Source organism: Streptomyces brasiliensis, from assembly GCF_014647875.1.
Lineage (GTDB): Bacteria > Actinomycetota > Actinomycetes > Streptomycetales > Streptomycetaceae > Streptomyces > Streptomyces brasiliensis.
Genome location: NZ_BMQA01000010.1, coordinates 33595 through 47472, shown reverse-complemented (window position 1 = coordinate 47472; position 13878 = coordinate 33595). Strand labels below are relative to the sequence as shown.

15 protein-coding genes are annotated in these 13878 nt (G+C 72.6%); 4 read left to right on the top strand and 11 right to left on the bottom strand.

All coding sequences use genetic code 11. The annotated features are described in order from the left end of the window. Positions 1–20 precede the first annotated feature (20 nt). From IEZ19_RS17820 to IEZ19_RS17790, 8 genes are all read right to left on the bottom strand, one after another. Positions 21–731, bottom strand: coding sequence for a phosphoadenylyl-sulfate reductase (locus IEZ19_RS17820; RefSeq protein ID WP_189312186.1), 711 nt, complete (start codon positions 729–731; stop codon positions 21–23). Beyond that, complete coding sequence (locus IEZ19_RS17815; protein WP_189312185.1) at positions 728–907, bottom strand: hypothetical protein; 180 nt, start codon at positions 905–907, stop codon at positions 728–730. Before IEZ19_RS17815 ends, IEZ19_RS17820 begins: the two co-directional genes overlap by 4 nt. Beyond that, on the bottom strand, positions 904–2601 hold the full coding sequence (locus tag IEZ19_RS17810; protein WP_189312184.1) for a nitrite/sulfite reductase: 1698 nt from the start codon (positions 2599–2601) through the stop codon (positions 904–906). The genes IEZ19_RS17815 and IEZ19_RS17810 overlap by 4 nt, the downstream gene beginning before the upstream one ends. A 127-nt stretch (positions 2602–2728) precedes the next feature. Beyond that, positions 2729–2812, bottom strand: a complete 84-nt coding sequence (locus tag IEZ19_RS53485) for a putative leader peptide (protein ID WP_309486338.1) — start codon at positions 2810–2812, stop codon at positions 2729–2731. Between the two features lie 138 nt (positions 2813–2950). Next, complete coding sequence (locus IEZ19_RS17805; RefSeq protein WP_189312183.1) at positions 2951–3523, bottom strand: GNAT family N-acetyltransferase; 573 nt, start codon at positions 3521–3523, stop codon at positions 2951–2953. Between the two features lie 17 nt (positions 3524–3540). After that, positions 3541–4875 carry a hypothetical protein gene (locus IEZ19_RS17800; RefSeq protein ID WP_189312182.1) on the bottom strand — a complete coding sequence of 445 codons (1335 nt, stop codon included), beginning with the start codon at positions 4873–4875 and terminating at the stop codon, positions 3541–3543. A 187-nt stretch (positions 4876–5062) separates the two neighbouring features. Further along, a complete protein-coding gene (locus IEZ19_RS17795; RefSeq protein WP_189312346.1) occupies positions 5063–6340 on the bottom strand; it encodes a GAF domain-containing protein in 1278 nt (425 codons plus the stop codon). A gap of 316 nt (positions 6341–6656) precedes the next feature. After that, complete coding sequence (locus tag IEZ19_RS17790) at positions 6657–8294, bottom strand: acyl-CoA dehydrogenase family protein (protein WP_189312181.1); 1638 nt, start codon at positions 8292–8294, stop codon at positions 6657–6659. A gap of 77 nt (positions 8295–8371) precedes the next feature. Between IEZ19_RS17790 and IEZ19_RS17785 the strand changes: the two genes are divergently transcribed. Further along, a complete protein-coding gene (locus IEZ19_RS17785; RefSeq protein ID WP_189312180.1) occupies positions 8372–9520 on the top strand; it encodes a YihY/virulence factor BrkB family protein in 1149 nt (382 codons plus the stop codon). Positions 9521–9528: 8 nt separating this feature from the next. Here the strand turns inward: IEZ19_RS17785 and IEZ19_RS17780 are convergent, their stop codons facing one another. Continuing rightward, entirely contained in the window at positions 9529–10365 is an 837-nt protein-coding gene (locus tag IEZ19_RS17780) for a Rossmann-fold NAD(P)-binding domain-containing protein (protein WP_189312179.1), read from the bottom strand. Between the two features lie 82 nt (positions 10366–10447). Here IEZ19_RS17780 and IEZ19_RS17775 point away from each other — a divergent pair, with 82 nt between their 5' ends. Both IEZ19_RS17775 and IEZ19_RS17770 read left to right on the top strand, forming a co-directional pair. Then, positions 10448–11383, top strand: coding sequence for an AraC family transcriptional regulator (locus IEZ19_RS17775; protein WP_189312178.1), 936 nt, complete (start codon positions 10448–10450; stop codon positions 11381–11383). A 5-nt stretch (positions 11384–11388) separates the two neighbouring features. Continuing rightward, on the top strand, positions 11389–12066 hold the full coding sequence (locus IEZ19_RS17770) for a helix-turn-helix domain-containing protein (protein WP_189312177.1): 678 nt from the start codon (positions 11389–11391) through the stop codon (positions 12064–12066). Here the strand turns inward: IEZ19_RS17770 and IEZ19_RS17765 are convergent. Beyond that, the gene (locus IEZ19_RS17765; protein ID WP_189312345.1) at positions 12049–12450 is read right to left on the bottom strand and encodes a VOC family protein; all 402 of its coding nucleotides are present in this window, start codon (positions 12448–12450) and stop codon (positions 12049–12051) included. The genes IEZ19_RS17770 and IEZ19_RS17765 overlap by 18 nt on opposite strands. Before the next feature lie 55 nt (positions 12451–12505). Continuing rightward, positions 12506–13138, bottom strand: a complete 633-nt coding sequence (locus IEZ19_RS17760) for a VOC family protein (protein WP_189312176.1) — start codon at positions 13136–13138, stop codon at positions 12506–12508. A 44-nt stretch (positions 13139–13182) separates the two neighbouring features. Between IEZ19_RS17760 and IEZ19_RS17755 the strand changes: the two genes are divergently transcribed. After that, positions 13183–13839 (top strand): ThuA domain-containing protein, encoded by a 657-nt coding sequence (locus IEZ19_RS17755; RefSeq protein WP_189312175.1) that lies wholly within the window; start codon positions 13183–13185, stop codon positions 13837–13839. The last annotated feature ends 39 nt before the right edge of the window (positions 13840–13878 follow it).

Here is a 13878-nt window from a genome sequence, read left to right as displayed (position 1 = left end):
TCTCCTGTGTCTCTGTCATCTCAGCCGTGCAGCCCGCACTCGGTCTTCGCGCGCCCCGCCCAGCGGCCGGCCCGCGCGTCCTCGCCCGCCAGGACCCGGCGGGTGCAGGGGGCGCAGCCGACGGAGGCGTAGCCGTCCATCAGTAGCGGGTTCGTCAGTACGCCGTGTTCGGCGACGTAGGCGTCCACGTCGTCCTGGGTCCAGCGGGCGATGGGGGAGATCTTGACCTTGCGGCGCTTCTCGTCCCAGCCGACCACCGGGGTGTTCGCCCGCGTCGGCGACTCGTCGCGGCGCAGGCCCGTCGCCCAGGCCCGGTAGCCCTTGAGGCCCTCCTCGAGCGGCTGGACCTTGCGCAGCTTGCAGCACAGGTCGGGGTCGCGGTCGTGCAGCTTCGGGCCGTACTCCGCGTCCTGCTCGGCGACGGTCTGGCGCGGGGTGAGCGTGATGACGTTGACGTCCATCACGGCCGCGACCGCGTCCCGGGTGCCGATCGTCTCGGGAAAGTGGTAGCCGGTGTCGAGGAACACGACGTCCACGCCCTTTTGGACACGGGACGCCAGATGGGACACCACCGCGTCCTCCATGGAGGAGGTCACGCAGAAGTCCTTGCCGAACGTGTCCGTCGCCCACTGGAGGATCTCCAGGGCGGAGGCGTCCTCCAGATCACGGCCCGCCTGTTCGGCGAGCGCCTTCAACTCGTCGTCGGTACACGTTTCCTGAGCGGTCGTCATATCGAGTCCCCTCCGGTGTCCGTTCGCTGAACGTTCCGGGCCAGCAGCCCGAGGAACTTCAGCTGGAATGCGCGGTTGCACGCCGCGCATTCCCAGGCGCCGTGGCCCTGCTCGCTCGGACGCAGGTCCTCGTCGCCGCAGTAGGGGCAGTAGAACGGGGCGGCACGCTCGCTCACGACAAGGCCTCCTCGGAAGCCCGGGAAGCCCAGGTGGCGAACCGCTCGCCGTCCTCGCGCTCCGCCTGGAACCGCTTCAGCACCCGCTCGATGTAGTCCGGCAGTTCCTCCGAGGTCACCTTCAGACCGCGGACCTTGCGGCCGAACCCGGCCTCCAGGCCCAGCGCGCCGCCCAGGTGCACCTGGAAGCCCTCGACCTGCTCGCCCTTGTCGTTGAGGACCAGCTGACCCTTGAGACCGATGTCCGCCACCTGGATCCGGGCGCAGGCGTTCGGGCAGCCGTTGAGGTTGATGGTGATCGGCTCGTCGAACTCCGGGATACGGCGCTCCAGTTCGTCGATCAGCGAGGCGCCGCGCGCCTTCGTCTCGACGATCGCTAGCTTGCAGAACTCGATACCGGTGCACGCCATGGTGCCGCGCCGGAACGGCGACGGCCTGGTCGTGAGGTCCAACGACTCCAGGCCCTCGACCAGCGACTCGACCTGCGCCTCCTCGACATCGAGCACGATCATCTTCTGCTCGACGGTGGTGCGCACCCGGCCCGAGCCATGGGCCTCCGCCAGGTCGGCGATCTTCGACAGGAGAGCGCCGTCGATACGGCCGACACGCGGCGCGAAACCGACGTAGAAACGCCCGTCCTGCTGCCGGTGCACACCGACGTGGTCGCGCCAGCGCTCCACGGGCTGTGCGGGCGCCGGTCCGTCGACGAGCTTGCGCTTCAGGTACTCGTCCTCCAGCACCTGCCGGAACTTCTCCGCACCCCAGTCGGCGACCAGGAACTTCAGCCGGGCGCGCGTGCGCAGCCGCCGGTAGCCGTAGTCGCGGAAGATCGAGGTGACGCCCTCGTGGACGTCGGGCACCTCGTCCAGCGGCACCCAGGCACCGAGCCGCACGCCGATCTTCGGGTTGGTGGACAGGCCGCCGCCGACCCACAGATCGAAGCCGGGGCCGTGCTCGGGGTGGACGACACCGACGAAGGCGACGTCGTTGATCTCGTGCGCCACGTCGAGCAGCGGCGAGCCGGAGACCGCGGTCTTGAACTTGCGCGGCAGGTTCGAGTACGCCGGGTTGCCGATGACCCGGCGGTGGATCTCCTCGATGGCCGGGGTGCCGTCGATGATCTCGTCCTCGGCGATGCCGGCGACGGGCGAGCCGAGGATGACGCGGGGCGTGTCACCGCAGGCCTCGGTGGTGGACAGCCCGACGGCCTCGAGGCGCTGCCAGATCTCCGGCACGTCCTCGATGCGGATCCAGTGGTACTGCACGTTCTGCCGGTCGGTGATGTCGGCGGTGCCGCGCGCGAACTCCTGCGAGATCTCGCCGATCACCCGCAGCTGGTCCGTGGTGAGCCGACCGCCGTCGATGCGGACCCGCAGCATGAAGTACTCGTCGTCCAGCTCCTCCGGCTCCAGGATCGCGGTCTTGCCGCCGTCGATCCCGGGACGGCGCTGGGTGTACAGCCCCCACCAGCGCATACGGCCGCGCAGGTCGTTGGGGTCGATCGAGTCGAAGCCGCGCTTGGAGTAGATCGTCTCAATGCGTGTCCGCACGTTGAGACCGTCGTCGTCCTTCTTGAACTGCTCGTTGCCGTTGAGCGGGGTGAAGTGCCCCGCGGCCCACTGGCCCTCGCCGCGGTGACGGCTCACCTTGCGGCGGGGCGCGGCGGCGGCAGGCTTCGGTGGGGTGGCGGCCATGATGATTACGTCCTTCGGGACCGGTGGAATGCGGCTCTGACCTGCGGACACGCACGCATGAGGACATACGTGCGCGGCATTGCGCAGGATGAAGCAGAAACGAGGGAAGTCGGCGTCGCTGGGGCTGTCAGCTCGCCGGACAGATGGCGCTGGACATGCGGCCGAGGTCGACGTGCCGCCGACTCACCAAGGCAATTCCAGTTCCAGACATGACGGCAGCGTGTCACGGCGTTCTGGACCCAGTCCAGCTTCTTCCAGCATGCGGACAGGCTTGTCTCGACTTGCGAGACAAGAGTGCCGGTGGTCACACCGAGTCCGATCCGGCCGAAAGGGTTTGTGTCCGTGCAGGTCAGGTGGTGTACGCGCCGGGCCAGGGGCCGGGTGTGGGTGCCTCGGCCTCCTCCTCGACCTTGGTGTCGAACAGCTTGAAGCCGCGCCGCTGGTAGTTGCCCATCGCGTGCTCGCCGTCCTTGCTGCAGGTGTGCAGCCACACCCGCTTCGTGCCCGCGAGGCCCGGCCAGCGGTCCGCGAGGTCCCAGGCGCGGGCGGCGCCGTACGCCAGCAGATGGCCGCCGATCCGCCGCCCGCGGAAGTCCGGGAGCAGCCCGAAGTAGACGATCTCCACCACGCCGTCGTCCTGCGGTTCCAGCTCCACGTACCCCGCGGGCGTGCCCCGGTCGAGGGCGACCCAGGTCTCCACGCCGGGCCGGTCCAGGTGCTCCTGCCAGCGGGCGCGGCTCCAGCTGAGCCGGTCGGTCCAGTGGATGTCACCGCCGACCGAGGCGTACAGGAAGCGGCTGAACTCGGGGGAGGGGACCTCGGAGCGGACGATGCGGACGTCGCCCTCGGGGGCGGCGGCGGGCAGCAGGTCGATCGGGGACGTCTGCTCCAGGGACCAGGTGGTGACGGTGACGGCGCTCATGGACGCCAGGGAACCATCTACCCCAGTGACCTGTCGATCGACGGCAGCGGCACGGAGAACAGCATCCGGTCCGTGACCGACCAGACCTCGCCGGTCCCCTGCCAGTACGACAGCGAGCCTGCGCCCTCTCCCCAGCAACGGTGCGTGGCGTCCGCGCCGCAGCGGGCCGCCCGGGTCCCCGAGGTCGTCTGGCGCCACATGCAGCCGTGCCCGTCCGGCGTCCTCGGCAGATGTCCGACGTACCACTCGGAGCGGTCCGCGCCGGGCGGGCGGTGGGAGAGGACGCCGCGGATCCCGTTCGCCCGGGTCTCGTACGCCTCGACCGCGCTCACTTGCCCCCGCACGTCCGTCGCGAGCAGACCGCCGCGGCTGGGGGCCGAGCTGAAGGAGTAGCGCCACAGACGCGCGTGCCGGTCGCTGTCGGCGGGCGTCCACTCGCCGAGGACCAGGCTGTCCGGCGACGTGCTGCGGTCCAGGGAGATGCCGGCCGGGCAGGGCGAGCGGGTCGTGGTGCACGGTCCGGCGGAGAAGCGGTACGCGCCCACGGCGGGCATCGCATAGCCGTAGCCGCCGGCGGACCAGCCGCCGGGCACCCGGCCGACGGCCGCGGCGGCGACCGTCGTGCGCTGGATGCGGTGCAGGTCGTACACGTACAACGCGTTCGTGTCCCCGGCCGTGGTGGTGACCAGCAGCTTGTCCTGGTACCACGCCATGCCGGAGACCTGCGAGACGAGGCCGCGGTAGTCCCGGCCGCCCTCCGTCGGGACCACCAGCAGCACCCAGCGGTAGACGGGGCGGACCGGGTCGGCGGCGTCGACGAACGCGACGCGGGCCAGGCCCCGGTCGGCGGTGGGCCCGCTCGTCGTGCTGTGGCTCCAGCCCGCGAGGATGACCCGGTCCGCGCCCCACAGGCCGTCGTCGTCCGCGTCCCCGGAGGTGGTCACCGACGCCGGGCGCCAGTCCTCCGTGGCGGTGTCGGCCGGGTCCCAGCAGTACGCCCGCTCGGCCTCGGGGGTCACGGGCAGCGACTCGTGGTCGGCGGAGGTGCAGCCGGCGCCGGGGCGCAGGGTGCGGTCGGCGCTCTTCAGCACGGCGTCCACGCCGACGGGCCGGCCCATCGCCCGGGCCAGCCGGTTCAGCGTGCGGGGCGGCACCAGCCGCTCCTGGAGCCGCAGTTCGGCGGTAGCGGCGGGGGAGGTCAGCGGCTCCAGCGCGCCCGGACGGTCGGCGACCCCGGCCTGCGAGGTGCTGATCAGGGTGGCGGCCGCGGTGAGAGCGAGGGCGGCCCCGGCCAGGACGGCGCGCAGCGCCTGTCCCCGTTTGCGCCGGCGATGTCTGCCGCGATGCTTCATAGTTCCTCCCGAGGCGGGCCAACTGCGGCCGGTGGTACTTGTGTTGACCGGGGCGCAGGTGGGGAGGCCCGTACCGGGATGCTACGGCAGCCGGGGGTCGCCGCGGCCGAAGACCCCGCAAATATGCGGAAGATGCCACCCGGATGTGCCGAATCGGGTGTGCGCATATGCCAGAGGCTCTACCCTGTCACGGCATGCGCCCGGCCGACCGGGCCGCCAGGACCGCCGGAGCCGCGGAGTGCGGCAGCAGGTCACGCGGGTCGTCGGGCAGCAGCACCTCGACGTCGATGTCCTCGCAGAAACGATACGGCCGATGTTCGAGGAGCGTCCCGAGATACCGCCGCACTCGCGACATCTCCGCGCGGACCGTCACCGTGCGGGATGGGTCGCCGAACATGTCCTCGGCCAGGCCCGCCGCGCTGCGCCCCGAGCGGTGCGCGGCGAGCAGACAGAGCAACTCGGCATGCCGCGGAGTCAGTTCGCGCGACCAGGAGCCCGCGCCGCCCGACACCGACACCGACCAGCGGCGTGGCTGCGCCAGATCGAGGACCACCGCGCCCGCCCCCGACGGCAGTGCCGTCTCGGAGACCGCGCGCACCAGCCAGCCGTCCGCCAGCGGCTCCACCGAGCACGGCCCCAGCGCCGGCAGCCATCTCAGGCCCGGGGACAGCGACTTGGGCAGCGCCACCCGCTGCGTGTACGGCATCCCCGTGACCGCCGCGGTCCAGCCGGTCGCGTCCACCACCAACGCGCGCCCCTCGACCCGTGCGAGGACCGGCGCCGCGACGGCACGCAGCCGCTCCAGCGAGGCCAGGTGCAGCTCCCGCAGCCGTGCCTCCGCCAGCTTGGCCACCGAGTCGACCCAGGCCAGCGTGGCCGGATGCATCGTCTCCAGCGGGCCGCTGACGTCCACCACACCGAGCAGCCGGCCGTCGCGCGGGTCGGTGATCGGGGCGCCGGTGCACGTCCAGGAGGTGTGCGCGCGCCTGAAGTGCTCGGCGGCGAAGACCTGGACGGGCCTGCGCACCACGACCGCGGTGCCCACCCCGTTGGTGCCGACGGCGTCCTCCCCCCAGTCCGCGCCGGGCTCGAAGCCGAGGCCGTCGGCCTTGCGGAGCACGGGAGAACAGCCCTCGCGCCACAGCACCCGGCCGTCCGCGTCCGCGACGACCATGATGTGCTGGGCGACGTCCGCGACCGAGAGCAGCCCCTCCCGCAGCACCGGCAGCACATGCCGCAGCGGTGACTCCTCCCGTCTGCGCCGCACCTCGTCGGTGCTGAGCATCCCGGGATGGGTCTCCCGGTCCGGGTCCACACCGTTGCGCAGCACGCGCCCCCAGGACTCCTCGATCACCGGGCGCGGCGCGATGCGCGACCGCTGGCCCGCGAGCGCGGCCTCGCGCACCTCGCTGAGCAGCCGCGCCGCCTGCGCCGCGTCCACGGCGGCCAGTCGCGCGACGTTCATCGGCGGGTTCGCCACAGGGGTTCCCTCCCGGAGTGCAACGAACACTCGTACTTCAAGTCGTCCGGGCGGCGGGTTCCGATCCGACTGTTCGATCTCATACTGCCGCTCCGGCAGGCCGGAGGCACACACTCCGCACACACCCGCCGACAAGTTGCAACCCTTTGCAACCCTGGTGAACGCCCGGAGGGTGATTGAAACTTGAGCAGCGCCGCCCCAGACGGCGGCGTTCGGGGCCTCGCACTGGCCCGGGGCGGGGGTGGTGCCGTGTCGGCGCAGCACCACCCCCGCGGCGCGCCCACCGCACCCGGGCCGCAGGTCAGGAGACCGGACGGGCCCGTTCCACCACTGACGCCAGATCCAGGGTGTACGGCAGCGTCCCGAAGGCGGAACCCCAGTCGCCGCCCAGCCGGGACGCGCAGAACGCGTCGGCGACCTCCGGCGGCGCGTACCGCACCAGCAGCGAGCCCTGGAGCACCAGCGCCATCCGCTCCACCAGCCGCCGGGCCCGTCCCTCGACGCCCTCCAGCTCGCCGAGTTCGACCAGCAGGCTCTTGACCGCCGCGTCCAGCCGGTGATCGGCGCCGCGCGCCCGGCCGACCTCCACGAGGAACGCGTTCAGCGCCTGCGGTTCCCGCTGCAGCGCCCGCAGCACATCCAGCGCCTGGACGTTCCCGGCGCCCTCCCACACGGAATTGAGCGGCGACTCACGCACCAGCCGGGGCAGCCCGGACTCCTCGACGTAGCCGTTGCCCCCCAGGCATTCGGCGGCTTCCACCGTCACCGGCGTACACCGTTTGGTCACCCAGTACTTGGCGGCGGGCACGGCCAGCCGCAGCAGCGCGTGCTCCTGCTCGCTCCCGTCGTCGTAGGCCGCCGCGAGGCGCAGCGCGAGCGCCGTCGCAGCCTCCGACTCCAGTGCCAGGTCGGCCAGGACGTTGCGCATCAGCGGCTTGTCGATCAGCCGGCCGCCGAACGCCTCCCGGTACGTGCAGTGGTGCACCGCCTGCGCCACCGCCTGCCGCATCAGCCCCGCCGAGCCGAGCACACAGTCCAGCCGGGTCGCCGCGACCATCTCGATGATGGTCCGCACTCCGCGTCCCTCCTCGCCCACCCGGCGCGCCCAGGTCCCGTCGAACTCGACCTCGCTCGACGCGTTCGACCGGTTGCCCAGCTTGTCCTTGAGCCGCTGGATGAGGAACGTGTTGCGGGATCCGTCGGCCAGCACGCGCGGGACCAGGAAACAGGTCAGTCCGCCCGGAGCCTGGGCGAGCACCAGGAAACCGTCCGACATGGGCGCCGAGCAGAACCACTTGTGCCCGGTCAGCTCGTACGTCCCGTCCTCGGCGAGCGGCCGCGCCTCGGTCGTGTTCGCTCTTACGTCGCTGCCGCCCTGTTTCTCCGTCATGCCCATCCCGAAGACCGCCCCGGCCTTCAGATGCGCCGGCCGAAGGTCGCGGTCGTAGACCGTGGACGTCAGCCGCGGCTCCCACTCGGCGGCGAGCGCGGGATCGGCGCGCAGCGCGGGCACGGCCGCGTGGGTCATGGACAGCGGGCAGCCGTTGCCGGCCTCGACCTGCGTCCACACCAGGAACCCGGCCGCCCGCCGCACATGCCCGGCCGGGCGCACCCAGGCCGCGGTCAGGCCCGCCGAGACGCCCTTGCCGAGCAGCCGGTGCCAGGACGGATGGAAGTCGACCTCGTCGATGCGGTGGCCGTAGCGGTCGTGCGTGCGCAGCCGGGGCGGGTTCTCGTTCGCCTGCGCGCCCCACTCCTGCAACTGCGCCGAACCCGCGGACCGGCCGAGCGCCGACAGCTCGCCGCGCACCTCGTCCAGCAGATCGGCGGGGGTGTGCCGGTCGACGGCCTCGACGAGGGCCCGGTCGGCGGCGAAGACGTCGTACGCGACCAGCGGAGGCGGCTGGTTCGTCACGGTGTGCGTGGTGGTGCCTGCCATGTCTGCGAACCTACCGCGCGGCGTCGGCGATGGTCACCGGGGTGAGGAGCGTGCCGCGCGCCGGATACCGTTGGATCGTGCAGTCAGCAAGTGAATCCTCCGAGCGGCCCGCGGGGCGCCTCCACCGGGCCCGTGCCCTGTACCGGAACGTCTCCAAGCGCAGGACCGCCTGGCTGCTGCTCAAGGACACCGTCAACTCGTGCCTGGAGTACCGCATCCTGGGCCTCGCGGCCGAGGCGGCGTTCTTCACGCTCCTGTCGGTGCCGCCGCTGTTGCTGAGCCTGATCGGTCTGCTCGGCTATGTGGACGACTGGACGGGCGCCGACACCATCCAGAGCCTGGAGACCAACCTGCTGGACGCATCCCGCACCGTCCTGTCCGACAGGGGCGTCAAGGAGATCGCCGAGCCGATCCTGCACGACGTGATGAAGGGCGGCCGGCCCGACGTCATCTCCATCGGCTTCCTGTTCGCCCTGTGGTCGGGGTCCCGGGCGGTGAACGTCTTCATAGACACGATCACCGTGATGTACGGCCTCGACGGCGTCCGGGGCATCGTGAAGACGCGGCTGGTGTCGTTCCTGCTGTTCGTCGGGGGGCTGCTGATCGGCTCGGTCGCGCTGCCGCTGATGGTCGCCGGACCGGACGCGGTGGTGCGGGTCGTGCCCTGGTCGGAGACGGTGGTGCAGGTCCTGTACTGGCCGGTCGTCATCGTCCTGTCGATCGTGTTCCTGACGACGCTGTACCACGTGTCCGTGCCGGTGCGCTCCCCGTGGATCGAGGACGTGCCCGGCGCCCTGGTCGCCCTGGCCATGTGGGTCCTGGGCAGCTTCCTGCTGCGCATCTACCTCACGAACACGATCGAGGGCGCGACGATCTACGGATCGCTGGCGGCGGCGGTGGCGGTGCTGCTGTGGATCGGTGTGTCCGCGTTCGCGGTGCTGGTCGGCGCCGCGGTCAACGCCGCGATCGACCGGGTCTGGCCGGCCGCCGCCACGTCCGCGGCCCGCGCGGCCAACGAGCGGCTGCGGGAGGCCCAGGTCGCCGAGTACGTGGTCCGCGCGGCAGAGGCCCGCGACCACGACCCCGACGACCCGGACATGCCCTCGGAATTCCCGGAACGCTGGTCCCGCTTCCTTCCCCCGGAGGACGTCACGGCCCGCCTCCGCACCCACGTGAAGAACCACTCGCACAAGACTTCGGGCGACCGCAGGACACCGGAGAAGTGACCGGACGGTCACACCTTCCACGCCCCAGCCCCGGCCGCCTCCCGCGCATACTCCGCGAAGTCCCGGGGCTCGCGGCCGAGCACCTGCTGGACCCCGTCCGACAGGTACGCGTTACGGCCGTCCAGCAGGGTTTCGAAGAGGTCCACCAGGAACTCGACCTCCTCGGGCGGGACACCGAAGCCGGCCAGGTGATCGCCGTACTGGCGCGGCGACACCGGCCGGTACGTCATCGGCCGCCCCGTCGCCGTCGCGATCTCCGCGACCGCCTCGCCGAACGTCAGCAGCCTCGGCCCCGAGACGGTGAGGGCCTGCCCGATGTACCGGTCGCTCGCGGCGAGCACCGCCACCACCACGTCCGCGATGTCCCGCACATCGACGAACGGCTCCCGCACCTCACCCCCCGGAAACACCAGCTCCCCGCGCTCCCGCAGCCCCTCCACCAGCGGCCCCTCGCTGAAGTTCTGCGCGAACCACGCGGCCCGGACGACCGTCCAGTCGGCCCCCGACTCCCGCAGCGCCTCCTCGGTGGGCCGGGCGAGCTCCTCACCTCGCGACGACAGCAGCACGAGCCGCCGTACCCCGAGCCCCATCGCCTCGTGCGCGAGCAGCCCCACCGCCCGGGCCGCCTCCGGGGAGCCCACGTCCGTCGGGTACACCAGGTACGCCGCGGCGGCGCCCCGCAGGGCGTCTGCCCAGGTCGAGCGGTCCCCCCAGTCGAACCCCTGCGCCCGCGTGGCCGGCCGGACCGTCAGCCCCGCCGCCCGCGCGGCCTCGGCGACCCGACTGCCCGTACGGCCCGTCGCGCCCGTCACCACCAGCGTCATGTCCTGACTGTTCTGTGTCATGCATCCAGTCAACTGCCGGGGCCGGGCAAGGGACCATCGCTGAACGGCTCGTTCCCATAAGAGCGCGTCTACGCTGACCCCCATGGACGCTCTCGCAGGCCTGCTGGAGGGCCCACGTGCGCGTGGCGCCTTCCTGATCCGGGCGTGCTTCGACCCGCCCTGGGCCGTACGGGTGGAGGACCGGGCCCCGCTCACGGTGATGCTGCCGGTCCGCGGCGACGCCTGGATCATGACCGACGGCGGCGAACGCGTACGGTTGCGGGCCGGCGACCTGGCCATCGCGCGCGGCCCGGACCCCTACACCGCCGCCGACGACCCCGGCACCGCCCCGCAGGCCGTGATCCTGCCCGGCGGTGAATGCCACTACCCCGACGGCACGTCCATGAAGGGCTCCATGGACCTCGGCGTGCGCACCTGGGGCGACCGCCCGGACGGGACCGCCGTCATGCTGATCGGCACCTACCTCATGCGGGGCGAGATCAACGGCCGGCTGCTGGACGCGCTGCCCCCGCTGCTCACGCTCACCTCCGACGTGTGGGAGTGCCCGCTCACGCCGCTCCTCGCGCAGGAGATCGTCCGCGACGAACCCGGCCAGGAGGTCGTCCTCGACCGCCTGCTCGACCTGCTGGTCATCGCTGCGCTGAGGGCGTGGTTCTCCCGCCCCGAGGCCGCGGCCCCCGCCTGGTACCGGGCGCTCGCCGACCCGGTGGTCGGCCGTGTCGTGCGCCTGCTCCAGGACGACCCGGCCCACCCCTGGACGGTGGCCGCCCTCGCCGCCGAGGCCGGGGTGTCGCGGGCGGCGCTGGCCCGCCGGTTCACGGAGCTGGTCGGCGAGCCCCCGATGTCCTACCTCACCGGCTGGCGCCTCGCCCTCGCCGCGGACCGGCTGCGCGACAGCGACGACACCGTCGCGGCGATCGCACGCCAGGTCGGCTACGGCAGCGCCTTCGCCCTGTCCAGCGCCTTCAAACGGGTCTACGGCGTCAGCCCCCAGGACCACCGCACGCGCGTAGCCTGACGTACGTGTACGAGGAGTGGGCGTCGAGACTGAGCGGGGCCGTGGTCTGGCGCCGTACGGCGGACGACCCCACGGCCTCGCCCGTGCTGCCCGACGGCTGCATGGACCTGCTGTGGAGCGAGGGGCGGCTGCTGGTCGCGGGCCCCGACACGCGCGCGTACGTCCCCGACGGCCCGCCCCGTCGCTGGGCGGGCCTGCGCTTCCACCCCGGCGCCGGGCCCGCAGCCCTGGGCGTACCGGCGCACGAACTGCGCGACCAGCGCGTGGAACTGGCCGACCTGTGGCCCGCCGCGGAGGTACGGCGGCTGCGCGCACGCGTGGCTGCGGCAGCCGACCCGGCGACGGCCCTGGAGGAGATCGCCCTGGAGCGCTCACCGGCCCCCGACCCCGCCCTGCGCCGCCTGGTCGCGGCGCTGGACGCGGGCCGCCCGGTGGCCGCCACAGCCGACGAACTCGGCCTCGGATCTCGCCAGTTGCACCGCCGCTGCCTGCACGCCTTCGGCTACGGCCCCAAGACCCTGGCCCGCATCCTGCGGCTGCAGCGGGCGCTCACGCTGGCCCGCTCCGGGGTGCCGCTCGCGCAGACCGCGATCCGGGCCGGATACGCGGACCAGCCTCATCTGGCCCGGGACGCACGGGAGCTGGCGGGGCGGACGCTGGGTGACCTACTCGGCGGCCGGTAGCGGCGCGAACAGATCGACGCCGTTGCCGTCCGGGTCGAGGACCGTGGCGTACCGCTGGCCCCAGAAGGCGTCCCACGGCTTCAGCTCCCCGTGGTACCCGACGCCCACCAGGCCGTCGTACACGGAGTCCACCTCCGCCGGCGACCCGCACCGGAAGGCGAGCGCGACGCGGCCCCCGCCGGTCGGTGGCCGCCACGCGGAGTGGAAGGAACGGATGGTCTCCTCGGTGTCCAGCGCGAGGGTCAGCCCACCGGGCAGTTCGGCCTCGACGTGCGGTTGGTCCTCGGCACCCTCGGGGAACACGAGCCCGAGGCGACGATAGAAGGCCAGCGAGGCGGCCATGTCGGAGGCCACCACGCCGATCACGGCGAATCGTGGAGTCATGCCGTCACCGTAGGCGCCGCGCGGGTCGCCCGTCTTGAACGAATCGGACACGCCCTCAGCCGAAGGTCACCGGCCCGTTGACGCTGTCCACGGTGAACGAGAACCCCACCGGCCCCTCGGAGAGGGCGAGTCCGGTGCCGAGGGCGGCGAGCAGCGGCCGGATCTCGTCGGGATCCGGCGCGGTCGCCGACACCGACAACAGAGGCGTGACGGGCAGGCCCGAGGCGGTCGGATGGACCGAGGCGCCCCAGTCGATGAGGAACGGGACCAGGCCGGAGGGGTGCGCGGCGGCGCCGTCGGTCAGCCGCCACTCCAGCAGCGTGCCCTCCGGGGTGCGGCGGCTCATGGGCCGCACGGGGCCGGGGTCGTAACCGCGGGCGCGCGCCGCGGCGACCGCCGCGTCCACGTCCGGCGTGGCGATCGCCCAGGTAACCGTGCGCGGACCGGCCGGCAGGTCCACCCCGAACGGGCGCGGGCCGGCGGGGGCCGCCTGCTCCGGGTCCGGGCCGATGATCTCCAGATAACTGCTGCCGCCCAGGGAGACCAGATGGTTGCGCGTGCCCAGCCCGACATGGACACCGCCGGGCGCGGGCGCCACTCCCGTCCGCCGGGCGAAGTCGGCGACGGTCGCGGCCAGATCGGGTGTCGCGACGACGAGATGGTCCAGGAGCGGCGGAATGGCGTTCATCGCGGCCGAGGCTACCTCGACTGCCCGCAATAGGCTGCGATGCCATGGCATCCCGTCTGCTCGTCTGCACCCGCACCACCGACTACCGTCACGACTCCATACCGGACGCCGTCGCCGCCGTACGCGGGTTCGACGACTTCGAAGTGCACGCCACCGAGGACCCGGCCGCCCTCGAACGCCCCCTGGACGGCTACGCGGCCGTCGTCTTCCTCTCCACCAGCGGTGACGTACTGACACCCGCCGGACGCGAACGCCTCGCTTCCTACGTGGAGTCGGGCGGCGGCTTCGCCGGCGTGCACGCGGCCGCCTGCACCGAGTACGGGTGGCCGTACTACGGCGAACTCCTCGGCGCCCGCTTCGACCGGCACCCGGAACTCCAGCCGGGCCGGGCCGTCGTCGAGGACCCGGACCATCCGGCCACCCGGCACCTGCCCGCCGAGTGGGACGTCACGGACGAGTGGTACGACTTCCGGAGCAACCCGCGCGGGGCCGTACGGGTGCTCGTACGCGCGGACGAGTCGTCCTACGACGGTGGCGGCATGGGCGACGACCATCCGCTGGCGTGGTGCCGCGAGCACGCGGCCGGACGCGTCTTCTACACGGCCCTGGGACACACCTCGGAGGCGTACACCGACCGGGATTTCCTCGCCCACCTGCGCGGCGGCATCGGCTGGGCGGCCCGGACCGTGGGCGACGAGTGACCGCCGCGCCGCCGTGACTCGAACGGCCCACCACCGCGT